The following is a 24595-nucleotide window of genomic DNA, read 5'->3' on the forward strand; positions in this document are numbered from 1 at the left end:
GATTAATATGAAATTAATTATCAAAAATTTTGGGCCGATTAAAAACAATAGTAAAGCCATTGATTTGTCAAAAAATTTGTTAGTTTTTGTAGGATATAACAATAGTGGAAAAAGTTATGTATCTCAATTATTATGGACTATTTTTAATCAACGAATCATCAACAATTTTGCTCAAAATAATTTAGACATTATTGAAGATAATCTTCTGAAAAACGCCAAACACTTTGAAGTTAATCAGGAATTAATTGATAAAATCATCATAAGCTATAGTTCCTTTTTAAGGGATGCTTTAAAGAAGCACACTTTTAAAGATTTACAAGCATCCAAATTATTTGATAATATATCACTTGACTTTGAAGCCAGTATTGATGAAATAAAGCGAGGAGATTTACAAGCAAGTTTTACCATAAAAGCCAGTGATGATAATAAGATTGATTCTAATTATTTAGAGATAAAAAAAGACAATAACTCTTTACGATTCCAAATTGAGGAAAAAAAGATTCCTGAAGATTTTTTGGATTTTGTACCTCGCACAATTGTTGATAGATATTTAATTGCAGGCAAAAAAAGCATATTAATTAAAAGTATAATTTTAATTTTGCTACAATATGAGCATGAAACTTTTTTCTTGCCTGCTAGTCGTAGTTTTTTACCTATATTTTATCGTTATATTTATAAGATTGAAAGAAAAGAACGTGAACAAATTGTGGATAAATTGCTAACTTTAATGGAAACTAAACAGGATGATGAAAGAATTAATTTGTCGGAAATTAAAGACTTAAATATTAGTAATAGACCTTATACAGAACCAATTAATAAAATTATTGAAAGTCTCTATTCTCTTAATGAGAAGTTGCCCATAGTAAAACCAGAATTTTATCTAAATCTTGTTCAAAAATTACAGAAAATTATGGGTGGCGAAATTAATCTGATGAGTCAAGAAGGAATAGCACCAATCGAATTTGCTTTTAAGTTAGATGTCAGTAACCTTGATTTACCAATGTATTTAGCGTCTTCTTCTGTCAATCAATTAACGCTTCTATATTTGTATCTGAAATATTGGGTAAATGAAAAGAATAATTTTCTGATCATGGATGAACCGGAGGAAAATTTACATCCTGAAAATCAAATAAATTTATTAAATATACTACTACAGTTTATTAGTGAAAATGATAATAAGGTGTTAATTACGACACACAGTCCAATTTTAGCTAATGCGATTAATAATTATATCTATTTAGATGTTCTGAAAAATGAATATAAAGTTGATGTTGGACAAATCATCGAAGCTGATCAACTTCAATATGTTGATCTATCTATTTCGGTTTCCCAGGAAAAAGTAGGAGTTTATTTTTTTACGGGAGAAAAAATTGTTGATTATCAAAGTGATGACTATGGCATTTATTTTAGAGATTTCCGAAAAGTTGAAGATAATGTAGATAAATCTCTGCGGATTCTGACTGATTATATTTACCGCCAACAGGATGATTTTTAATTTGCTAGTTTAAAGATGAGTAAAAAATCAAAAAATAGGAAACATTATTATTTAAATAATCCTGGCAATCAGGATATATTATTGCTGAGAGATGAAGTACATAAGGCTGTAACTAATGAACAATTTATAGTTGAAATTCCAGTCCGTGATGATGAAATAATAGAAATCGAAGAAAATAAAAATAAGAACTACTCAAATAATCGTCTAGTCTCAATTAAGATTGACCAATTGGATTATCATAATGATAAATCTACAGTTGAAAAAATTTGGAAAGTTGATTTAGAAAAACCTATACCCGGTATCTCAACCCAAAGTAAAACTCCTGAATGTGCTATTTTAGTATTACAAAAATATCAGGATACAACACAAAATTTGATTGATGAAAAAATTTATAGATTGATGATTATTTTAATTGAATTAAAATCCTCCATAAATGTGAAAAATTATCATGACTCTGTTTTAAAAAATATTGAGGGTAAATTTGCCGATGGTATGAGTAGGATGTATATTTTACTGACTTTAAACAATCACTTAAATCCAATTCAAGGTTATCATCAGGAAACCATATATATAGATTTTAAAGGTATTTTGTTTTATCTCAAAAGCAATTTGATAGATAACAATAGTCAATTGTATTCAATTTTAAATAATCAAACTGATTTGTTAACTTGTCGTACTCTTTTAAGGGAACAAGATAAAATCAAGATTAAACACTTGAAAGTTACCAATCAAATGACTATCAGTTTGGAGACTCTCTTATCAAAATAGAAGTTGTTTACAAGTTTTTATGGACTACCGCTAACCTTCCAAATAATGACTCTCCCAGCATCGTAAACTAATGTGGCTAATTCGTAAAGGAATTGGATCGGCGGGTAATTATAAAACCATAATCGAGGGGCGATCGCCATAGAATTATCAACCTTCTCAGGACGACAACCTACTACTTTTTGCACCGGAAAATCACATGATTTAAACATGATCCTACTTCGGAAACTGTGGGGTTTATTGCAGTATAAAATTACTGAGTATAGGGGCCAATATTTTTCCTGCTTTAACCAATAACGCAATACCCGCGCATTATCAAAGGTATCTAAATAGGTTTTATCTCGGACATTTTGGGGAACTAAAACCTGTAAATCTGGGCGCAATTGCTGGAGAAATTCCCCGGCATAATCTTCCTCAGATTGGGAATGTCCGAAGGGATTACCAGGCGCAACAAACACGCGAGAATTGGGTTCAGCATCGGCGGCTAACTGACAGATTACGGCTTTAAAATAAGGGGATAAGTTATCGACGGCTGCAGTGGCTTCTGTAGCGGTTAATCCCTCGGTTACGATGATATAATCAGCCATTAGTTATCAATTCCTCGGTAATTCTCGAACACCCATTTCAGACTACGACGCATTCCTTCTTCTAGGGAAACTGTAGGAGAATAGCCTAATTCTCGTTGGGCTTTGGCGACGGAACAGGCGATAGTTTTATTCATTTCTGATAATACATGAATTTTCTGCTGATATAATCCTAAACTCTGCAAAGTGCCATCAACTAAGGTGGCAATATCTCCGGTAATTCCGGGTAATTTTAAACGTTTGTGGGCGCAAGTTTGGTTAAATTCGGATTCTAGCAGTTTCTCGACTGTATCGATAATTTCATTCATGGAATAGGGGCGATTATCGGCTATCCAGTAGGTTTCACCGTTGGCTTTTTCGGATTCGGCTGATAGCAAAAGTCCTTGACAGAGATTGTCTATATAAGCCATCGATCGCAAATTATTTCCATCTCCTACAATGGGACCTTTTCCATCCCGAATCATTTGGAAAAATAGGGTTTGTCGGGGGGGTTGGTTTGGCCCGTAAAACCAGGGCGGACGGACGATAACGGTTTCTATTTTTCCTGATTCCTGCATGGACATAACGGCTAACTCCATCAGCATTTTGGATTTGCCATAATTCATATAGGGATGGTAGGGGGATTTTTCATCAAATAAATGATCGGGGTGGGGATTGCAACCACAGGGAGAATTAGAAGAGACAATCACAGCCCTTTTGACGCGATTGGTGACGGCGGAATTTAACAGGTTTTGGGTTCCGTTGACATTTATATGATAAAATTCGGAAACGCGCGGAGGGTGAATGATTCCGGCGGTATGAAATAGAATGGCATGATTCGCATTTTCACAAAAGCGATCGCAGTCTTGGGGATTTCGCAAATCTCCGACAATCACTTCAATTTTATCGGAGAGGTTTTTCAAAATTTCGGGGTCTTGACCGGGTAAAATTAGACAGCGAATAATCTGATTATTTCTGGGTTGGGAAAAAGCCTCAATATCTGGGAGTCCTTTAACTAGGGCTTTGACCAAACTGAATCCCAACCAGCCTAATGCACCTGTAACTAAAACTAGATCACTCATGGTCTCTCTCTGGTCCTCCTAGAATAATTAACGGAATTTCTCGTTGTAGGGTGACAAACTCCCCCCTATCAGGATCATAAACCCAAGCGTGAATAGTGGTTTCTCCGGGGGGAATATCCGGCGCGGAAAGTTCAGCGATCCAACCAGATTTTGAGTAGCGATCGCTATGGAAATATTCGGCCACCTGGGGGGTCTCCAAATCGATCGCAGTGTCGGCGAAGAAAAAGTCCTGGTCGCTATATGAAAAAAAGACGCGATCGGGTTGTTGGTCGCGATCGCCAAACGCCGCCCAACCGTTTAGCATAAAGCGATCGCCTGGGTTTAAAGTTAAGGTGGCGAGGGGGAGGTTAATATAGCCGTAAATGCTTTCAGGTTGGCGGTTAAAGCCGGGGTTAGGGATGCCATCAAGAACTACTTTAATCTGAGTTTCTCCCGCCAAAGGTAGTAATTCTGAGGATTCCCCTATCTTGATCCATGCTTGAATTGATGTATTTTCATACAGATTAAAAACTGCTGTTTCTATGGCAGCCCCAAAAAAATGTTGGTCAATCTCTGGGTAAGAAATTGCTGTGGCTTCTGAAGACCTGGAAAGTATCATCAGCTGATTATTGTCATTAACTAGCTGGGGATTAAGTTGTAATTTTCCGTGCAATATAATCCAGCCATTTTCATGGTTTTGGGAAAACACACCTGGGGAATTGTCCCAGACGATCGCACCATAATTTTCGGAACTCTTGATAAATTGTAGTTGAGGACTGTCAATAAATCCCAAATCATTTAAGACGATCGCTGTTTGTTTAAAGCGATCGCGAGAGGGGATAATTTCAAACCAGTGCCAGCAGTGAGGAGAGCGATCGTCCCAAACTTGGATCACCTTCAGACATCTGGTTATCTGCTGAGAAATTTGCCGATATTCTTGACCTTCGTTAATGGCATATACTGAATTAATTGCGGTTAGAAAAATTATCACGATCGCTACACCAGTTAATCCCCGTTTACCGGGAAGAAGGGGAACCTCTCCATTGGCGAAATATAACCCAATTTGTAACACCGCTACCCACAAAAAGAGGGAATTGCTGATATATCTGGAACTCAAAGCAAAATCTAACCCTAAATCGGTAAATAATGCGGCTTCAACCCTGCCAAAAGTGGTAATGGCTGCAAATAGTAAGGCGAACAATGCTAAACTAATCCAGGGGGCGACAGTTTTTAAAAATTGGAACCCGTTTTTTTGATATCCCCAGGCGATCGCACCCCCAAAGCTGAATAATACCAAAACCCCCAAAATATTGGCTAATGGCACAGAATAGAAACCTAGAGGCGCTCCTAATAGGGTGACAAAAAACCGCACCCAAAACACTGGATGATTGAGCAGATACAACAGGTTAAAGTTGCTGGGATTGTTGCTGTCATATCCCAGCAAATAAACGGCGGTAGTAATGGCAAATAATCCTAGCCATATCAGGCTGTTTTTTAATCCTGATTTGATGGGAGTATGGCTTAAAAAAACTGTGGGTAAAATCGCCAACCATGCTATAATGCCTTGGGCTAATGTGAAGCTGGCAATGAGGATGGGTAGAGTCGCCAAAATTAGGCTATTTTTGGCTGGCGGTGAATTGAGAACCCAGAGAGAAGTTGTCACACACAGATTAACTAGAAATATCCCCAATTGTAATCCCCACAGCCAATTTTGATACTGTCCTAGGGAAAACAGAATCAGACAGGATAGACCATTAATAATGTGGAATTGGCGGGAGTGCGAAATATCTGGATAACATTGGCGAGAAATTTTGACAATTAACATCCCGTTAAGGATGGCAAATAACACCCCGATTAAGATTTCATAAATCTTCTCCCAACCGGAAATAAATGCCAAGGGGACGATAATTAATCTCAGGAAAAAGTAGCGATGATCATTGTACATTTCGGCAAAATCGCTTAACCCAGCTTTTCCCTGGGCTATTTTCTCAAAGATGGTGGCGATCGCCCATTCATCCCAGTGGGGAACTCTCACGCCGTAGATGATCACAAATGCTATTAAAATGACAACCGGAATCAGGTAGAAAGCCGTGGTGGGTCTAATTGTTATTTTCCGGGGAATTAACAACATTATTGATGGCATAAATTAGAACAGTTTTGGCAGTTGGTAATTATTCAACAGCTAAAGTTTGTCTAAAAACTGTAACGCATTCCGTCGAGCGATCGCCATAATCGACCCTTGAGGATTCACGCCGGGGGCGGTACATAACAGACTCCCATCAGCAATATAAAGATTCTCAAAGCCATGAATTTTGCCAAAAGAATCGACCGCACACAGGCGACGATTTTCTCCCATAGGACAGGAGGAAAACAGATGAACCGTCATCAAATTGGTACTCGCCGCCGGGAGAATTTCCGGGATGCGATCGCCATCGTCTCTCTTCAACCGCCCAAAACCGGACAAACTGGGATAAACTGCGATCGCCCCCGCCTCAAATAGCAGTTGAGACAATTTCCGCAAACCTTCACCCAAATTTCGCAAATCCTCACCCGTGAGGCGATAGCGCACCAAAGGATCGCGAAAACCGGGGAGGGTACGCACCGACCCCCGACCGGAGGCGGTAATCATGGCATAATAAATCGCCATATTTTCCCAGTGGCGGTGTACCTCCCCCATATACTCAGGATGATCCACCATTCCCACCGACAGGTAAGGGGGGGAACTAATCGAACAGCCAAAACTGAACCGGGGGGCGAACTCCTTAACTTGATGGACGGGAACCCCCATATCAAGGGCGTTAACAGGTTCGGAAAATTGAGCGATCGCCTTAACCGTCGGATGCAGTTGTAGAGAATTCCCAATATTGTCAGTAATCCCACTGCGCCGCAACAAAGCCGGGGTTTGGATAGCCCCGCCACAGATAAACACCGTTTCCGCCTCAATTTCGCCCGTATTAGCCCACATAGTCCACTTTTGACCTCGGCGACCAATTCGGTTAATTCGCGTCTCTGAGCGCAACCTACACCCCGCCCGTAAAGCGCGAGGTATAAAGGTTTTAGTCATTGACTGGCGGGTTCCCTTGGGTGGTAAATTCGGGTCATCCTGGGTTTCATAGCGAAACCAGCGCGGCACTTCTAGGGACTCCCAGCCCAACTTGATAGCGCCTTCGTGGAGTTTCAGAGAGGCGGCGGGGGGTTTTCCTGGTAGGGAACAGACAGTAACAGCCTCTTCGCAGGCTAGAAAATGGGGTAACAGGTCAGCATCTTCTAAGCCTTCCACCTCAAACTCAGTCCGCCACCTCTCCAATATCTGCGCCGGGGTTCGATGGTACAGCCCGCTGTTGATTTCGCTACCTCCCCCCACACAGCGACCTTCGACATATTGAACTTTGGGGGTTCCTAGGGCTGCTGTTAACCCCCCATTGCGATATTTCTGCACCATTTCCTCCTGGGAAAAGGGCGCACAGGACTCTAGGGGAAGAAAAGCGCCTTCTTCGATAAGTAGCACATCCCGTCCGGCTTCGGCTAATAAACAGGCGGTAATTGCACCCCCAGGACCGGAACCAATGACGGCAATTTCACAGGATTGGGGTTCAAACATGGCGATCGCATTGATTGGAATTAACCAAAGATTGCCAACACAGTACCACTAAACTCTCATAAAAGCGCATCAAATCCCGACAGGGGCTAAAAGGGGAATTTTTCCAGGCTTCGATTTGTTGGCGACGAAGCTGGTGGGGTTGACGATGAAAGGGTGAGGCGTTTAGCCATCCCCAGCAGTCGAAAATAACGGTTAATAGCCAGATGGGAAATTGCAGATAATCGGGCATTCGCCTATGTTGTTCCAGGACAAATCGCACGACATCATTATGATAAAATTCGCGGGTTTCCTCGGTGGGGGTGCGATCGCAAATAATTGAGTAACAGAGGGCGGAGGCGGTACTATTAAATACTTGGGTCATGGCTATCAATGGGATTGACTGATTTTTCAAAGTTAAGTGGCGATCGCCAATTACAGCCTGTTCAGAAATCATCTGATCACCTCTCAAAATCTGGATCCCACTCTGGGATCCAGATTTAGGGTGAGGGCAATGTATTAAGCGACTGGTGAACAAGGTCAGGGCAATGTATTAAGCGACTGGTGAACAAGCTGTAACTCAACAACTGTTTCCTTACCGATATTTAGCACAGAAACCCCGTTTTAGTCGTGGCTCATAGTATCGGGGGGGAAATTGGGGGAGTTTCCCGGAGCGCGAACCTACTACCCATCGATCTGATAACATATAATTTATTGTATAGTCGTGTCGCGACGGGTGGAATTGGTAGAGGCGATAATTTCAATGCAAAAAATTGTTGTTGGTCTTTCAGGAGGGGTTGATAGTTCCGCAGCAGCGGCGATTCTGCATCACCAAGGATATGAGGTGGTGGGGTTAACCCTATGGTTAATGCGGGGTAAGGGTCAATGCTGTTCCGAGGGTATGGTAGATGCAGCCCATATCTGCGAACAGCTTGGCATCCCCCATTATATTGTCGATAGCCGAGATCTGTTCCAAACCCATATTATTGATTATTTGGTGGAAGGATATGGGGCGGGGATTACTCCTTTACCCTGTTCCCAGTGTAATCGTGCGGTTAAGTTTGGCCCGATGCTGGGTTATGCTTCTACGGAGTTAAATATTAACCACATCGCTACCGGTCACTATGCTAGGGTTTCCTATAATTCACAATGCGATCGCCATCAGTTAAAACGAGCCGTCGATCGCACTAAGGATCAGTCTTATTTTCTGTATGATTTAACTCAGGATCTACTCGCGGGTGTGGTTTTTCCCTTGGGAGAAGTCCCGAAATCCGAAACTAGACGCATCGCCGCTCAGTATAACCTGAAAACTGCTGATAAACCCGAAAGCCAAGACCTCTGTTTGGTGGAGGCGAATGGTTCTATGCGCGCCTTTTTAGATAAATATATTACTGGGAAAAAAGGCGAAATTGTCGATACGGAAGGCCGGGTTTTGGGGGAACATGATGGCATCCACCACTATACTATCGGTCAACGCCGAGGCTTGGGAATTTCGGCAGCAGAGCCATTATATGTCCTGAGTATTGACCCCGGACGCAATCGGGTAGTAGTTGGCGATCGCGATCGCATGACTCAAACCGAATGCACTATTAGGCGCGTTAATTGGGTATCCATTGCGCCGCCTTCTGAACCTATCCGCGCCGAGGTACAAATTCGTTATCGCAGTAAGCCATTACCCGTAACCGTGGTTCCTTTATCTTCCGAAGCAGACCCCCAAATTGGTAGCAGAGTCCGACTGATTTTTGATGAGCCTATTTTCGGCATTACCCCCGGTCAGGCGGCTGTATGGTACTCCGAAGATTTACTCCTAGGTGGCGGCGTGATTGAACGTCCGACCAGTTAACCCATAACCCCAAAGTAGAAGAGGCCTGTTCTCCCTATCTTGGGGCTTTCTGGTACGGGGAGGCGATCGCCGAAGCGCTACCAAACCACCTTTCGTGGTATGTTTTCTAAGCAAGTTATCCGATTCAGATAGAATGCCGACAATTTTAGCGATCGCCAATGGGAAAGGTGGAGTTGGTAAAACCACAACCGCTGTCAATCTCGCGGCTATACTTTCCAGCAACTTCTCAACCCTCCTAGTAGATACAGACCCCCAGGGTTCTGCTATGTGGTGGGTTGAACAGGGAGAAATGCCCTTTGATGTCTCAGAAGAAACCAATCCCAGTCTCCTGAAACAGTTAAGGAAAGTTCAACAGGTGCAAATGATTGTCGTCGATACTCCCCCAGCCTTGAAATCCGAATCCCTAGCCGCCGTAGTCCAGGTAGCTGATTATCTAATTTTACCCAGCCAAGCCGCACCCATGGATTTAGTAGCTTTAATGGCTACTGTACGCGATCGCGTCGCCCCCATTAACATTGATTATAAAGTCCTGCTCACCAAAGTTGACCCCCGCAGTATTGGAGATGCTTTTGAGGCTCAAAAGTCCTTGCGGGAATCAGGTATTCCAGTTTTCCAGAATTTTATTCGCTCCTACAAAGCCCATGAACGCTGTCCCCTAGAAGGCGTTTCCATTATTAGGTCTCGCAGCAAAAATGCCAGAGAAGCAGCATCAGACTATCGGCGCGTCGTAGCCGAACTCCTGAGAAGCCTAAAATAAAACCCCAATACAGACAGACATCCCCCGCCGTCCATGGGACTCGAAGGATGTCAGTAGAACCGGAAATTATGGGAACAGCCTAGAGTTGTTTAACCTCAGAAGCCAACTTAGCAACCATATCCTTAGCGCTGCCAAATAGCATCATAGTTTTGTCCTTGTAGAACAAATCATTATCAACCCCAGCAAATCCCGTACTCATACCACGCTTAATCACAATAGTATGCTTGGCTTTGTCAACATCCAGAATCGGCATTCCGTAGATGGGGCTATTTTTATCTTCCCGCGCCGCCGGGTTAACCACATCATTAGCCCCAATCACCAAAGCCACATCAGTCTGTTCAAATTGGGGGTTGATGTCATCCATATCATACAACTGCGGATAGGGAACATTCGCCTCGGCTAACAGAACGTTCATGTGTCCCGGCATTCGTCCCGCCACCGGGTGAATCGCATATTTAACATCCACCCCCAAGGATTCTAGCATATCCACCAGTTCCTTAACCGAGTGCTGTGCCTGAGCTACAGCCATGCCATAACCGGGAACAATCACCACAGACCGAGCATACCCCAACATCATCGCCCCTTCTTCCGGGTCGATATTGCGAACGCTCTTATTGGTTGCACCACCAGAAGCGCTAGGCGCTGCGGCTGTACCTTCACCCGTACCAAACCCAGCAAATAGGACGTTGGTAATCGAGCGGTTCATCGCCTTACACATGATCACCGTAAGGATAATACCAGAAGCACCTACCAAAGCCCCAGCAATGATCAGCAGGTTATTCATCACCACAAAACCCGCCGCACTAGCAGCTAACCCTGAGAAGGAGTTTAACAGGGAAATCACCACAGGCATATCCCCGCCACCGATGGGGATAACAAAAAGCACTCCCAGCACCAGAGAAATGCCCACTAAAGCCAGGAAAACAGGGACGTTGAAGGGTTGTACACAGATATAAACACTTGCGCTTACAAAGCCAATTAACAGGGCTAGGTTAAAGGGTTGTTGCAAGGGAAACAGAATCGGAGAGCCACTCATAATCCCTTGCAGTTTGGCAAAAGCGATGAGGGAGCCTGTGAAGGTGACACCGCCAATTAAAACCCCTAACACCGCTGTAACAGTAGTTGGTAGCGGGGGAGCATCAGCGGTGGCTAAATAGCGCCAGAACTCGCCTACAGCCACCATAGAAGAAGCAGCACCACCGAGACCGTTAAACAAACCGACCATCTGAGGCATATCAGTCATTTCGACTTTATAGGCGGCGATGCCACCAATAGCGGAACCTATGGCGATCGCTATCAGAATTGTGCCGTAGTTGAGAACCTGCTGATTAAGAAGAGTAGCCACGATCGCAATTAACATCCCAATAGATGCCAAGATATTCCCATTGCGAGCCGTTGCTGGAGACCCCAACTTTTTCAGACCAAAGAAAAACAGGGTTACCGCCACCAAATAACTCAACTCGATGCCTGTTGGTAGAAAGTCGATCATGCTTTAACCTCCTTTTTCTTGAACATTTGCAGCATCCGGTCAGTAACCAAAAAGCCACCCACAACATTAATAGTAGCCAACACCACAGCCACAATACCCAGAATCACCGTGATGTTCCAATCCTGTTCTCCGGCAATAATAATCGCCCCTAAAACCGCAATTCCTGAGATGGCATTAGCGCCAGACATTAGGGGAGTGTGTAGGGTTGGTGGCACTTTCGTAATCACCTCAAACCCGGCAAATGATGCCAGGACAAAAACAAATAAAGCCGAAATCAGAGTTTCTGTTGTCATTCAATATCTCCAGTAGCTTGGAAAGCGTCTAGCTGTTCGTCACCGTACTTTTACCCAGTGACCCAGCGGGGGGAGCGGCTCCCCCCTCACAAATAGGGGAGTATAGACCTGATACCCTTGAGGCTAGAGATGCCTGTGGTCTGTACTATTGACCCACAGGAACTCCCAAAGCCTCTTTAACCCGTTGGGAACGAATTTCCCCGCCGTGGGTAACACAGGCTCCATCGAGGATGTCATCTGCGAAGTTTAGATCAAGTTCTCCCTCCTTGGTTACCATCAGCTTTAAGAGGGCTGAGAGGTTTTTAGCATATACCTCGCTGGCATGAACAGGCATCGAGGCTGGCAGGTTAATGGGTCCCATGATGGTGACACCATTTTTCTGGATGTTTTTACCTGGTTCTGAACCTTCGCAATTTCCCCCCTGTTCGGCGGCTAGGTCTACAATCACTGAACCGGGTTTCATTTGAGCCACCATGTTAGCGTTGACTAAAACGGGGGCTTTTTTGCCGGGAACTTGAGCCGTAGTAATCACCACATCAGAGGCAGCCACGTGCTGGGTTAGCACTTCCTGGGTATGTTGTTTGGCTTGCTCTGAGATTTCTTTGGCATAGCCTCCCTCCGCCACCGTATCTTCTTCTAAGGTGACATCTACGAATTTAGCCCCTAAACTTTGGACTTGTTCTTTGACTTCTGGGCGAATGTCAAAGGCTTCTACGATCGCTCCTAAACGCCGTGCTGTGGCGATCGCTTGTAGTCCGGCTACCCCCGCCCCTAGAACTAAGACCTTAGCCGGTCTGATGGTTCCGGCTGCCGTGGTCAGCATCGGGAAGTATTTAGGCAAATTCGCCGCCGCGATCAGAACTGCCTTATATCCGGCAATATTAGCCTGGGAGGATAGGGCATCCATGCTTTGAGCGCGACTGGTGCGGGGGACCATTTCCATACTGAAGGCTGTCACCCGGCGATCGGTTAATTTTTGGATCAGGGTTGGCTCTCCCAAGGGGTTGAGAAATCCGATTAATACTGCCCCCTCAGCCATTTTGCCAACTTCGTCTTCTTGTGGCGGACTCACTTTCAGCAGGATATTGGCTTCTCCCCACAACTTGGCTGAGTCCGTAATCACGTGGGCTCCCGCCTGCTCATACAGAGCATCCGAGAAACAAGACCCTTCTCCTGCTCCGGCTTCCACATAAATCTCTAAGCCTTCTTTCACCAGACGAGATACTACGTCCGGTATCAGGGCCACTCGGCGTTCATTAACATTAAGTTCTTTGGCGATCGCAATTTTCATCAAAAACTCCTATATCTCAAACTCCGTCCCTTTTCGACGGCTTGACCAAAATCTTTTCGCGCTCCTTTCGGGTTTAGCACTGCTATTTGTTTGTGGCAATTGATTAGTGACGAGCGAAACCCGTCCCTACAGGATTCCATGATAGCGATCGAAATTTGATCTGCCTTGGGAAAGCGCGTCATATCAGAACATTTGTCATTTTTTGATGACAACCACTACATCTGACAGCACCCCACCTAGCTGGCCGTCTGGGTTGAAGTAGCTAATCAATCAAAATGTGCAACCTTTGCTACAACAGGCTAATCACTGCTACCACAGCAACTCGACACAATGATGATGATTGTGTCAGAATGAGTGTCTAGTTTGACATCATAATCGTAGTTGTTCCCATTGATTGATATCTTTAGTTTGTCTTTATTTCGAAAATAATCCTTTAACCATAAGTCAAATTGTTACCGCCGTTACACTTATCGCAGGAGTTTGTATCAATGAAAATCCGTTCTCTAGTTTCTGGTTTGACACTGACTGGCTTTTTGTTGGGAGCTTTTCCGACTCTGGTTATGGCGCAATCAGGTCCTGGTGTGACTTTGTTTGGTGGACCGGAAAGGGCGAATTTGCTCAATTTCTTTCTACAAAGTGGCCGCTCTGGTCGCCGGGACCGCTACAGATTAAGAATTCCGTCTAGGAAGTTAAATATGGCTGTGGCTCTGATCTCGATTTCGTATCCTGAGCATTTCGAGGGTAGATTTGACCCAGAGCGCATTGAGGTTCGTATCGGTGATCAGTCAATTCCCCTAGAGGACGTGATCTGGGATGCCGAAAACAATTTTCTTGAAATCTATCCAGAAGAACCCATCCCAGCCGGACAGTCTTTAGAAATTGTGATGTCAAACGTCAGAAATCCTACTTTTGGCGGGATGTTCCACTTTAATGCTAATGTTCGCAGTCCCGGTGATGTGCCTCTGTTGCGCTATGTTGGTACTTGGGTCCTCAGTATTGATTAACAGATGCTGGGGCGGTTGAGTTGATTATCGCTCAACCAACTTGCTGTCAGGTTTTCTGGAGCATGATTTAATCTCAAATTAGGTTAACATTTTACGGCCATACGGTATAATACCAAGTATGGTGCGAGACCTTCGGGTATGAAATCGAGCTGAAATGGGCGTGGGGACTACCCGGTGAGGACTTCAACCCCTTGGTTGATTGGGTCGCATCCCTGGCCATCCCATAACACAGCCTGATTTTTGGGCCCACCTTCGAGACTTCCAATATGGTTGCCAAGGTGAAGCGTCTAATCAGGTCTAAGACTGCCCGCGCCATGCTGAAATGGGCGCATTATCGATTCAAACTAACCCTGAGACATCAAGGGGAAATAACTGAACAGTTGTAGATGTGACCGAAGAATACACCAGCAAAACCTGTACTCACTGTGGTCATGTCCATTCCCAGCTAGGTGGCTCAAAAGTGTTCCGATGTCCGGAGTGCGGGTTCACTCTACCACGGGACTGGAACGGTGCTTTTGGAATCTTTCTAAAAGCTTTGCGGGATACCGCCTCTGTTACCTTAACGGGTAATAGTGCTATCGTTGCATTGTCCGGGAACAACCGGAAAAATGCCGCGTAAATGTATCAGTGTATGTGCTACAATTAGAGATTGTGATTTTAACACTGATTGTGGGAGGATAGGCAAATGGCTCAACAAACACTCAAAGGAACTAGCCGTAAGAAAAAGAGAGTATCTGGGTTTCGGGTACGGATGCGGACGAGAAATGGTCGTGCGGTGATTAGGTCTCGCCGGAAAAAAGGACGGTCACGGTTATCTGTTTAAGGGATATCCGTTTCACTGGTGGCAGACTTTCAATGGATTTGGGGGAGTGTCAAAGCAGTGGTCATAACCCTGATACGCAAGCGATGGGCTCACGCTTGGCGATTGATATGAGCCCTAGCTTCTATTCCCGCCGGGTGATGCGCCCTCGCTGGTCTAGGTATCCACTGCTATAACTGATCAAATCAAAATGTTGCCTCAAGTAAATCGACTGCGCGCTCCCAAAGATTTTAAGGCAGTCTATACTAGGGGACTACATCGTAAAACTGCTCATTTAACCCTGAGAGCATTAAAACGGTTAGTTCCGCCTGAGATGGATGCAGGGGTCCCCGCGAGTAGGTTTGGTATTTCTATCAGTCAGAAGGTTAGCAAGCGTGCGGTGCGACGAAATCTGCTCAAACGACAAATTAGAGCGGGACTGCGACAGTTATTACCAACAATCTCGCCAGGTTGGGATGTGGTGATTGTGGTCAAGCCAACGGCGATCGAGTGCAATTATGCAGAAATTCTGCGAGAATTAGAAAAGTTGTTAGTACAAGCAGAGGTTTTACATGGGCATTCGGGAGGAGAGCTTTTATGAAGGTGGGCCCCATATTGGTGATCTGATTATAAATTTACTGATCGGATTTACGATTATCGGCTTGCCTTTGACTGTGGGAGCAGTGGTCCGCGCACTGTGGCTGCGTTATCGTATTACTAACCGCCGGGTTTCTGTGATTGGAGGATGGATGGGACGCGATCGCACTGATGTGGTGTACTCAGAAATTGTGAGTGTCGCCAAAGTGCCTAGGGGATTCGGAGCCTGGGGAGATATGGTGCTAACCCTGAAAAATGGCAACCGTCTGGAACTAAGAGCTTTACCGAGATTTAGAGAGCTTTACGACTACATTAGTGAAAAAATTGCTCAAAAACAGGGAAGATCGCCGGGTGTGATCGGTCAGTAACTTAAAATTCACCCATAGTGGTTGATTATATTTCCTTGTGGTCATAGACAATCAGGAAATATAGATTCAATCAGATGGCGCAAAAAAGTTCCACCCTGGGAACTTAATTGTTAAAATTTGTATAAAAAATCAAGCAGCTAGGTTAACTCTTGACGCATGGACTTTGGTATTGGGTTTCTTTCCAACAATTTGATGTTACCGATCCTGGATTTTTTCTACGGGATCGTCCCTAGTTACGGTTTGGCGATCGTAGCCTTAACTCTGGTGATTCGTTTTGCACTATATCCGCTGAATGCCGGGTCAATTCGGAATATGCGGCGGATGAAGGTGACACAACCGCTGATGAAAGAGCGAGTGGACAAAATCCAAAAGCTCTATAAAGATGACCCGGTGAAACAACGGGAAGAGATGAGCAGAGTATATAAGGAATTGGGTAATCCTCTGGCGGGTTGCTTTCCACTACTGCTACAGATGCCAATTCTATTTGCTTTGTTTGCTACCCTGCGAGGATCACCCTTCTCGGATGTTAACTACGCCATTGACCTGCAAATTTTTCCCCAAGAACAAATTGAGCAAATTCAACCGCAAATATATAAGAGTAAGGCTCAGAATGTTTATGTAGCAGATGGTGTTCACTCTTCCGTACAGGCTTTGATTGATACTGGCAATAATTTGGCAGTGGGACAAAAAACCCAGGTGAAATTTCAAACAGCACAAGGGGAAAGTCTACAGTCAAAGCTGGATAGTTACGAAAACCCCAAAGTTAAACCCCATTGGATGGTAACTAAAGGGGAAGATAAGGTTCAGATTGATGATGAAGGGAATTTGGTAGCTGTCAAACCGGGTGAAGTGACAATCCAAGCCAGCCTGAAAGGAATTGCTGCTGATAAGGGATTTTTGTTTATTGATGCCTTGGGACGGGTAGGAGCTTTTGATGATGATGGTAATATCCACTGGGATATAGTGGGCATGATTTTGGGATTCGGGATTAGTTTGTATATTAACCAGGTCCTCTCTGGTCAAAATCAAGGTAGTTCGGGTAATCCTCAACAAGATACGGTTAACAAAATCACGCCAGTTTTATTTACGGGGATGTTTTTCTTCTTCCCACTACCGGCTGGTGTTTTACTGTATATGCTGATTGCTAATATTTTCCAAACAGGTCAGGCGTTTATCTTGTCGCGAGAACCTTTACCGGAAAATCTCCAGAAAATTGTGGAGGAGTCGGAGAGACAAACCGGCAAAAAAGACAAAAAAGACAAGAAACCAGGTGAAAGTGGACGTGCTTCACTTCCTTTTGAACCAGGCGGACATTCTAAGAAGAAGGCATAAACTAAGCAATGGACAAGACTCAAATTAGTCGAGGTCAGGAGTGGATAGAGGAACTCCTAAAACTCGGAGATATTTCGGGTAATGTTGTCCCTACAGAGGAGGAAGACTCCTACTGGTTAACCATTCAAAGTCCCAATATATCCCCTGAACAGGCTAAAAATCTGATTGGTGATGGTGGTGAGGGACTCGATTCGATTCAGTATTTGGTTAATACGATTCTGAATTTGGGGAAAGACAACGGTGAAAAAGTGGCTTATACTGTGGAGCTAAATGGGTATCGCGCCCGCCGCTACCAAGAGTTAAGATCTTTGGCGGAAAATGCGGCGAGTCAGGTGCGACAAACGGGGATAGAGTTGGAAATTAAGTCCCTATCTTCGGTGGAACGACGGCTAATCCATAATATTCTCAAGGATAGTGAGGGTGTGGAAACTTATAGTCAGGGGAGTGAACCCGATCGCCGTCTAGTGATTAAAGTGAAAGCCTGACAAACATTTTGGCACAATAAGCGACGACCACAAGATTATGGATGCTATTTACATCCCTCATTTGCTTAATGCACATCAGCGGACGGTGGAGTTCCAGTTTGAGGAGTTTATCCCGGGTTTGGATACCCTGACTCCGGTGCGAGGGTATATGCGAGTTAGTCATAAGACGACATTTTTGGATGTCCAGGGTCGTGCGGAGACGATTGTAACTTTGACTTGCGATCGCTGTCTGAAACAGTACAACCACCGCTTGAAAATTCTGACGAGTGAGGCGATCTGGTTAGAAAAATCATCTGATTACCAGATCGCTGAAGAGGTGGAGGTGGCTTTTGAGGATTTGGTGGAAACCCTAGACCCTCAAGGGCATTTTTCTCCTACGGATTGGTTTTATCAGCAGTTGTGTTTGGAATTACCAGGTCGTCAACTGTGTGACACGATGTGTCAAGTACCTACGGCCCCGACTGAGGTTTCGGAATCAGTAGATTCAGCGATAGATCACCGCTGGGCAGCCTTGGAAGCGTTAAAAAAACAATTATCTGGATAAAAAAGCCATGAGCCAATTTAACCAGGAGTTTGAATTATTACTGCGATCGCGCTATCCGGTGATTTATATTCCCACATTAGAGGAGGAGCGCCTTGAGTTAACTATCAAGCAGGTAGGTTTGAACCAAGGAAATCGAGCAGTTTATGTGTGGGATTTTGTAGAAGGTTACAACGAGGGAAATCCTAATGATATGGGATTTGCAGTTCGTAACCCCCTCCTCGCCTTGGAGTTTGTGGAAAAAGTGCCGGACACGACACCGGCGATTTTTATTTTGCGGGACTTTCATCGGTTTTTAGATGATATTTCCATTTCTCGTAAAATCCGTAATCTGGCGCGTCGCCTCAAGTCTCAACCGAAAAATTTGGTGATTATTTCCCCCCAAGTTACTATTGCTGAAGACCTCAGCGAAGTGATCACGATTCTGGAATTTCCATTGCCCGATCGCCTCACTATTGCTAAATCGGTGGAAAGCCTATTGATGGCAACGGGAAAAACCCCAGAGCCACGTCTGTTAGATGAAATGGTGCGCTCGTTTCAGGGTCTGTCTCTGGAGCGCATTCGCCGGATTTTGGCTAAGGCGATCGCTAATCATGGGGAACTACAACCCAGTGATATAGAGCTGATTTTGGAAGAGAAACGCCAAACTATTCGCCAAACTCAAATTTTGGATTTCTACCCCGCCAAGGAAAATATATCTGATATTGGCGGACTCGATAACCTCAAAGATTGGCTACTGCGGCGGGGCGGCGCTTTTTCGGAACGGGCGCGACAGTATGGATTGCCCTATCCCCGTGGTTTGCTACTGGTGGGGATTCAGGGGACGGGTAAATCTCTGACGGCTAAGGCGATCGCTCACCATTGGCATTTACCCTTATTACGTTTAGATGTGGGGCGGTTGTTTGCGGGACTGGTAGGGGAGTCGGAATCTCGGACTCGCCAAATGATTCAGTTAGCAGAGGCTCTCGCTCCCTGTGTCCTATGGATTGATGAAATAGATAAAGCCTTTGCGGGGGTTGATGGTAAAGGGGATGCCGGTACAACTAGCCGGGTATTTGGCACTGTGATCACTTGGTTGGCTGAAAAAACTTCTCCGGTTTTTGTCGTGGCTACTGCTAATAATATCCAATCTTTACCGCCAGAAGTTCTGCGTAAGGGTAGATTTGATGAGATATTTTTTGTGGGTTTGCCTAACCAAGATGAGCGGAAAGCGATTTTTGAGGTACACCTAACTAAATTGCGCCCCCAAGGTCTCAAAAATTACGATATCGATCGCCTAGCTTATGAAACGCCGGATTTCTCTGGGGCGGAAATTGAGCAAACTTTGATTGAAGCTATGCACATTGGTTTCAGTCAAAATCGTGATTTCACCACTGAGGATATACTGGAAGCCGCCAGTCAAATGATACCTCTGGCTCGTACTGCTCGCGATCAGATTCAATTTTTACAGGATTGGGCGGCGGCGGGTAAGGCTAGATTGGCTTCCCGACAAGATAGCCTCAATAAGCTATTTTAGACGGGGACTAGGTTATTTAATTTGTGGCTCGCCTTGATGTGGTTCCAATGTTCGCTATCATCAGGTTTCATTGAGCCGATTGTTTTTGGCGATCGCGATCAGATAATAAATGTTTCCCAAAATACTATGAGTCTTTATGGCATCTTTAAGTTTTTAGTCGGTGTGTTCCTAGCTATCTTGATTTTGGCGGGCGCAACTCTGGCCGCCGCTTTGTACTTTGCCGCTAGGTTGACGGAACTCCCCCAACGACCGACTTTTGCTACTGATCAACCAGTGGTGGTTGAAACAGCCAGCACCCCTACTCCTGAACCTACTCCTGAGCCTGAGCCTGAACCTGAGCCACAATTAGAGGAGGGGACCTATCGGGCGATCGTGGTTCAACCCATTGGGTTAATTATCAGGGATAGTCCTAGCCTTGATGCTAACCGGGTCGGTGGGGTCGGATATCAGGAAGAGGTTATCGTTTTGGAAGATAGCCAGGATAGACAATGGCAGCGGGTTCGCGCCGCCACTGATGAAGGTCGCACCGGTTGGGTAAGGGGTGGCAATACCGAGCCTATTAACTAAATCCTTGGCTTGACGGAAGATGTGATCTGGAACACAACTTTAACCATGAGGCGATCGCACTTAGGGTATGAAACCCATCACCAATTTCCATCAGTAAATTCACTGATTTATTTGATCGCGATCACTGCCAAATCTGGGAAAACTTGGGATCATATATAACACTTACCTATTTTGAGCATCAAAGCTCACTCATCTTTCGTAGTATCTCACTGGATTAGTGTCTAAAACAAGGCTAACAATTCAGAACGCGGTTTTCATCAGATATAAGCGGCCTCTTGGGTCGCTTTTTTTTGCTCCTGTAGGCGGCCCTCAGAACCAGCCCACAGCAATCTTTCAAATACTAGAGGGAATTTTGACAGAGCGTAAAAATTCGGCGCTTTCTTCGGGAACAGATGTATTAATATACATTCCGCTTCCCAGTTCAAAGCCGGCGGTTAAGGAAACGCGGGGAATGATGGCAATATACCAATGGAAATAATCCGTGCGCTGTTCAGCCGTGGGTATGGAACGAATGGTATAGTTAAAATCGGGGTTGTTTAAACCAAAATAAAATTGAGACATTACTACTTTGAGGGTTTGGGCTAAATCCTCTATTTCTAAATCCGTAATTTCATCAAAGGAAGAAGCATGATTACGGGGAAAAACCCATGTATGAAAGGGGGAAAGCGCCGCGTAGGGAATAAATGCGGCAAAATGCTCCCCTGCGTAAATAATGCGATCGCCTGCTTTGAGTTCGTCTTTTAGGGTGCGACAAAAAAGACATTCTCCCGTATCATCGTAGTAGCGGACTGCTTCTCTAGCGCGATCGCGCCATTGATAGGGAACAATAGGAAGGGCTGCAATTTGGGAGTGAGGATGTTCTAAAGAAGTCCCAGCACTTCCTCCGTGGTTTTTAAAAATAATGATGGTTTCAACTCTAGGGTCTTTTCGTAGTTCGCCATAGCGTTGGCGATAGACCCGGAGAATATTGCTAATGTCTTTAATATCCATCAAAGCAATATTTAAATCGTGGCGAGGGTGTTCGATTACTACTTCATGATATCCCACTCCCGACAGGGATTTAAAGATACCTTCACCATGACGAACTCGTTGACCAACATCAGAGAGAGCCGGATATTTATTCCCTACTACTCTCACTCGCCAACCACCATTATCAGCCAGTCGTAAACACTCTTGAGTTCCGGTTAGATGTTCATTTCCGGGACAAAATGGACAGTCATCTCGGTAGGTAGGTAAGGGTTCTAGTTTAGACAAGGGGGGCGCAAATTCATGGGGTCTTTTAGACCTTTCTGAGGCAATAATTACCCAGTCTCTAGTGATTAAGTTTTGTCGTAGTTCAGTCATTATATTTTCCTAAGTATGAGCATAAATAGGCGGTTTTGAGGGTGGTTAACTACGGTCTATCTGTTGCCTTTCTATCGCTTCAAAAAGAGCCTGAAAATTGCCTTCACCAAATCCTTGTGCTGACTGACGACGTTCTATTAATTCCCAGAAAAAAGTGGGTTGATTAAAAATTGGATGGGTGAAAATTTGCAACAGCATTGATGCTGAATTTGAAGGATGCCAGTCTACTAAAATTTGATTTTTTTTGACGAGTTCCCAATCTTGCTGTAGTCGGCAAGCAGCTCCCCTAGCCTCGATTGTATCATAATAATTTTCGGGAATTGATAAGAATTGTAAACCCTGATTTTTGAGAAAACCAACGGTTTCAATAATGTTGGTTGTCGTCAGTGCAATATGTTGTATTCCTGAACCTCGGTTAAAATTCAAAAATTCTTGAATCTGGGAATTTGGGGAGGCGGGTTCATTGATGGGAAATTTAATTTTTCCTTGGGGGGATGTCATCACCTGACTGTATAAGCCAGAGTAATCAGTTTGAATGTTAAAACTTTGTTCGGGGTTGAGTCCTAAAACAGAATTGTACCAGTTTGCCGCAACATTGAGATCACCTACTTCGACATTTAAGACGACATGATCAATGGCTGTTAAATGAATCGGCGATCGCTTTAGTTTAATTGGGTATTGACAGCCGGGAAGCCATTTATAGGGGGAAATAGCCTTAACTTCAATCAGGGAATGTTGCAAGGAACCCCAACCGGAAATAATTCCCCATTGACTAGCAGCGATCGCACTATCATGGCTTTGTACGGGTTGCAGAAGTTTTGCGCCGCCAGAAATAGCGCGATCTATTGTTTCGGATAAATTGTCTACCCGAAAGGCTATATCAGCAATTCCGGGGGGGTGTTGGCGGAGAAAGTTCGCCACCGGACTCTGTGGGTGGCGGGGTGAGGACAGGAGGATATAAATCGGACCATTGGCCATGGTGATTGTATGATCGTGATCATTGATGTTTTGTCCCACCTCCTCAAATCCGAATTTGTCGATAAACCAGTTGCGAGATACTATGGCATCCTCAACATAGATATGAATGTGGTCGAACTCCATAAATTAGTGATGACAATTTGGCCATAATTGAGACAATCCACCTTTTAGTATAAGAGATACAGACAGGCGATCGTGGGTAAATTAACTCAGTTCGGATTTAATAAACCAACCTGCCAACCTCTGGAGGTTTGTTTGAGGTGAAAGGAACCGCAAGACTCCAAAAAATTGGGTAATTTTTTGCTATGATTCAATTGGCGAAGTAACTTATTGATAGGTACATGATATTTGGTCATAAAATTACTCGCTAAAATTGAGACATCCACTAAAGAATTAGGGGATTTTTTAGTTATTTCTTTGATAATACTAACTAACGCATTTTCTAAATCATCGGTGGATTTGATTGGTGTCGGTGTAGTGTTTGATTTATTTTTATGGGCAGTCTTGGGTGGTAAGCTATCCGTAGAAATCGTGAAATTTTCATTAAATAAAGTTACATAAATTTGAGATTGATCTGAGATTTTATGTACCGCAAAAATCAGAGGGTTTTTGAGAAAAATATCCTGGACTTTAAAATCAATAAAGTGTTCAGCAATTACCTGGCTCAAAGTCAATTTATGTTGATGATGATAAAGGCTAGATATTTTGGTTAGCTTAATCCAATAGCAATTAGTGCGCTTTTGTTCAGCCACAATTAACTCTTGCAATTGTTGCAGCAATTCTTCCACTTTGGGAATAACTTTTTTGGACGATGATAAGGAATATTTTTGAGTCGTGCCATTTTGACTATTAAATACCACAATTTGGTCTTGATCTTTGCGGACATGATAAACAGTCAAACCGTGAGATTGTAAAGTATTACAGAGATGAATTAAGGCTTGATCTGATGAGCAAACCAGCACTTCTCGCGCCGTAGGATAGTGTACAAAAATTGATGACCCCACCGTTGCCATTTTGAAATCCGCGCTATCCTTTCCTGCGGGTACATGAATCAACTGATAGCCTCGTTGATGAAACTCGGCATCTTTTTTGCCTAAACTGCGCCAGTTCGCAAAAGCCACCCTAATTTGTAAAGGATAATGACAGATTTTTTCTAAAAACTTTTCGGCGTCAGCGTTTAGCTGAATATTTTCCGCATCAAGTAGTAGAATACTCGCTCCTTTATCAATCATTCCATTACCATTTAAGTTAGGAATCGAAGCATTTAGATGTTGGTTTTTATCGTAATTGAGGAGTTGCTGAAGTTTAGGCTTGAGTTGATTAAAGGTATTAGTAGCGATCGCTTCTGAATTTAGCAGAGATCTCAGATAAGATCTCACCCAAGATAGCAATACTTCGGGGTTAGGCGCTTGACCCAACCCGTGATTCAATTTAGCTAACAGTTTAGTTTTATACTCAGGTTGTTCCCAGGAAACACTCTGATAGCGGATATGTAAGCACTCCGGGTGCTGTTGTTGAAACGACACAACGGTCTGATAGATCAGGTTACTGATCTGATTAACCGCCGTAGTTCCATTATTCGTCTGTGGCACGAGCGACTTATGGGGCATACCCCTACACAAACCGTCAAAATTTGTTCTCTATTCTTTAGATTAGCATGGAGGATGGCGATCGGGTGGATCATCGTCAATAACTATGATCCCCCATCCGACTAATGGCTTAACTACTCCTCTTTTGGGGTCTAATCACGCACCCCAACAAGATTATACCCCTGACGTTGATAATGATATCATACTTGGGTATAATCAGGGGATAGGATCATCAGCAAACCTACGGACATCTAAGGGTTATAATCATCTGAGCCAGGGACTCTGGCTGTCCGGGACTCCGTGGATAGTGATTTCCCGTTGAGGGAACAGTGAGGCAATAA

At 44.1% G+C, this 24595-nt stretch carries 24 protein-coding genes and 1 pseudogene; 14 read left to right on the forward strand and 11 right to left on the reverse strand.

Going from position 1 to position 24595, the window contains the following annotated elements:
• The first annotated feature begins 7 nt into the window (after positions 1-7).
• Complete coding sequence (locus XZ46_RS01150; RefSeq protein ID WP_008051934.1) at positions 8-1495, forward strand: AAA family ATPase; 1488 nt, start codon at positions 8-10, stop codon at positions 1493-1495.
• 15 nt (positions 1496-1510) lie between these two features.
• The gene (locus tag XZ46_RS01155; RefSeq protein WP_008051935.1) at positions 1511-2263 is read left to right on the forward strand and encodes a hypothetical protein; all 753 of its coding nucleotides are present in this window, start codon (positions 1511-1513) and stop codon (positions 2261-2263) included.
• 17 nt (positions 2264-2280) lie between these two features.
• On the opposite strand, the gene XZ46_RS01160 is transcribed toward XZ46_RS01155, so the two are convergent.
• The 5 genes from XZ46_RS01160 to XZ46_RS01180 are packed head-to-tail and all read right to left on the reverse strand — an operon-like array spanning position 2281 to position 7918.
• Positions 2281-2847, reverse strand: coding sequence for a YdcF family protein (locus XZ46_RS01160; protein WP_006622036.1), 567 nt, complete (start codon positions 2845-2847; stop codon positions 2281-2283).
• Complete coding sequence (locus tag XZ46_RS01165) at positions 2847-3905, reverse strand: NAD-dependent epimerase/dehydratase family protein (protein ID WP_006622035.1); 1059 nt, start codon at positions 3903-3905, stop codon at positions 2847-2849. The genes XZ46_RS01160 and XZ46_RS01165 overlap by 1 nt, the downstream gene beginning before the upstream one ends.
• The gene (locus XZ46_RS01170) at positions 3898-6027 is read right to left on the reverse strand and encodes a hypothetical protein (RefSeq protein ID WP_008051936.1); all 2130 of its coding nucleotides are present in this window, start codon (positions 6025-6027) and stop codon (positions 3898-3900) included. Before XZ46_RS01170 ends, XZ46_RS01165 begins: the two co-directional genes overlap by 8 nt.
• Before the next feature lie 39 nt (positions 6028-6066).
• Positions 6067-7485 (reverse strand): GMC family oxidoreductase N-terminal domain-containing protein, encoded by a 1419-nt coding sequence (locus XZ46_RS01175; protein WP_006622033.1) that lies wholly within the window; start codon positions 7483-7485, stop codon positions 6067-6069.
• Complete coding sequence (locus tag XZ46_RS01180) at positions 7478-7918, reverse strand: hypothetical protein (protein ID WP_006622032.1); 441 nt, start codon at positions 7916-7918, stop codon at positions 7478-7480. Before XZ46_RS01180 ends, XZ46_RS01175 begins: the two co-directional genes overlap by 8 nt.
• 306 nt (positions 7919-8224) lie before the next feature.
• On the opposite strand from XZ46_RS01180, the gene mnmA reads away from it, so the two are divergent.
• A complete protein-coding gene (gene mnmA / locus XZ46_RS01185; RefSeq protein WP_006670839.1) occupies positions 8225-9304 on the forward strand; it encodes a tRNA 2-thiouridine(34) synthase MnmA in 1080 nt (359 codons plus the stop codon).
• 133 nt (positions 9305-9437) lie between these two features.
• On the forward strand, positions 9438-10061 hold the full coding sequence (locus XZ46_RS01190; protein WP_006622030.1) for a ParA family protein: 624 nt from the start codon (positions 9438-9440) through the stop codon (positions 10059-10061).
• 79 nt (positions 10062-10140) lie between these two features.
• Here XZ46_RS01190 and XZ46_RS01195 read toward each other — a convergent pair whose 3' ends face one another.
• The 3 genes from XZ46_RS01195 to XZ46_RS01205 form a co-directional block, all read right to left on the reverse strand.
• On the reverse strand, positions 10141-11550 hold the full coding sequence (locus XZ46_RS01195) for an NAD(P)(+) transhydrogenase (Re/Si-specific) subunit beta (RefSeq protein ID WP_006622029.1): 1410 nt from the start codon (positions 11548-11550) through the stop codon (positions 10141-10143).
• Positions 11547-11843 carry an NAD(P) transhydrogenase subunit alpha part 2 gene (locus XZ46_RS01200; RefSeq protein ID WP_006617139.1) on the reverse strand — a complete coding sequence of 99 codons (297 nt, stop codon included), beginning with the start codon at positions 11841-11843 and terminating at the stop codon, positions 11547-11549. The genes XZ46_RS01195 and XZ46_RS01200 overlap by 4 nt, the downstream gene beginning before the upstream one ends.
• A gap of 145 nt (positions 11844-11988) precedes the next feature.
• Complete coding sequence (locus tag XZ46_RS01205; protein WP_008051937.1) at positions 11989-13134, reverse strand: Re/Si-specific NAD(P)(+) transhydrogenase subunit alpha; 1146 nt, start codon at positions 13132-13134, stop codon at positions 11989-11991.
• 488 nt (positions 13135-13622) lie between these two features.
• Between XZ46_RS01205 and XZ46_RS01210 the strand changes: the two genes are divergently transcribed.
• The 10 genes and pseudogenes from XZ46_RS01210 to XZ46_RS01245 all read left to right on the forward strand — a co-directional run bounded on the left by XZ46_RS01210 (position 13623) and on the right by XZ46_RS01245 (position 20343).
• Positions 13623-14138: a DUF2808 domain-containing protein gene (locus XZ46_RS01210; RefSeq protein WP_008051938.1), complete on the forward strand. Its 516-nt coding sequence runs from the start codon at positions 13623-13625 to the stop codon at positions 14136-14138.
• Between the two features lie 227 nt (positions 14139-14365).
• Positions 14366-14757 (forward strand): annotated as a pseudogene (locus tag XZ46_RS27860) (zinc ribbon domain-containing protein); the annotation flags it as partial.
• Between the two features lie 66 nt (positions 14758-14823).
• Entirely contained in the window at positions 14824-14961 is a 138-nt protein-coding gene (gene rpmH, locus XZ46_RS27865; protein ID WP_071533534.1) for a 50S ribosomal protein L34, read from the forward strand.
• A gap of 187 nt (positions 14962-15148) precedes the next feature.
• Positions 15149-15538, forward strand: a complete 390-nt coding sequence (rnpA, locus tag XZ46_RS01215) for a ribonuclease P protein component (protein ID WP_006622024.1) — start codon at positions 15149-15151, stop codon at positions 15536-15538.
• Positions 15510-15902 carry a PH domain-containing protein gene (locus XZ46_RS01220; RefSeq protein WP_006622023.1) on the forward strand — a complete coding sequence of 131 codons (393 nt, stop codon included), beginning with the start codon at positions 15510-15512 and terminating at the stop codon, positions 15900-15902. Before rnpA ends, XZ46_RS01220 begins: the two co-directional genes overlap by 29 nt.
• Positions 15903-16058: 156 nt before the next feature.
• Positions 16059-17234, forward strand: coding sequence for a membrane protein insertase YidC (yidC, locus tag XZ46_RS01225; protein WP_006622022.1), 1176 nt, complete (start codon positions 16059-16061; stop codon positions 17232-17234).
• 8 nt (positions 17235-17242) lie between these two features.
• Entirely contained in the window at positions 17243-17719 is a 477-nt protein-coding gene (locus tag XZ46_RS01230; RefSeq protein ID WP_006622021.1) for a Jag family protein, read from the forward strand.
• Positions 17720-17756: 37 nt separating this feature from the next.
• On the forward strand, positions 17757-18263 hold the full coding sequence (locus XZ46_RS01235; protein WP_006622020.1) for a YceD family protein: 507 nt from the start codon (positions 17757-17759) through the stop codon (positions 18261-18263).
• Positions 18264-18270: 7 nt separating this feature from the next.
• A complete protein-coding gene (locus XZ46_RS01240; RefSeq protein WP_006622019.1) occupies positions 18271-19776 on the forward strand; it encodes a Ycf46 family AAA ATPase in 1506 nt (501 codons plus the stop codon).
• Between the two features lie 126 nt (positions 19777-19902).
• Positions 19903-20343 (forward strand): SH3 domain-containing protein, encoded by a 441-nt coding sequence (locus XZ46_RS01245; protein WP_008051939.1) that lies wholly within the window; start codon positions 19903-19905, stop codon positions 20341-20343.
• A 333-nt stretch (positions 20344-20676) separates the two neighbouring features.
• On the opposite strand, the gene galT is transcribed toward XZ46_RS01245, so the two are convergent.
• The 3 genes from galT to XZ46_RS01260 form a co-directional block, all read right to left on the reverse strand.
• Positions 20677-21687, reverse strand: coding sequence for a galactose-1-phosphate uridylyltransferase (gene galT, locus XZ46_RS01250; protein ID WP_006622015.1), 1011 nt, complete (start codon positions 21685-21687; stop codon positions 20677-20679).
• 45 nt (positions 21688-21732) lie between these two features.
• Positions 21733-22788: a 4-hydroxyphenylpyruvate dioxygenase gene (gene hppD, locus XZ46_RS01255; RefSeq protein WP_006622014.1), complete on the reverse strand. Its 1056-nt coding sequence runs from the start codon at positions 22786-22788 to the stop codon at positions 21733-21735.
• 86 nt (positions 22789-22874) lie between these two features.
• A complete protein-coding gene (locus tag XZ46_RS01260; protein ID WP_006622013.1) occupies positions 22875-24275 on the reverse strand; it encodes an NYN domain-containing protein in 1401 nt (466 codons plus the stop codon).
• Between the last annotated feature and the right edge of the window lie 320 nt (positions 24276-24595).

It is taken from the genome of Limnospira indica PCC 8005, from assembly GCF_000973065.1.
In the GTDB taxonomy this organism is placed as follows: Bacteria; Cyanobacteriota; Cyanobacteriia; order Cyanobacteriales; family Microcoleaceae; genus Limnospira; species Limnospira fusiformis.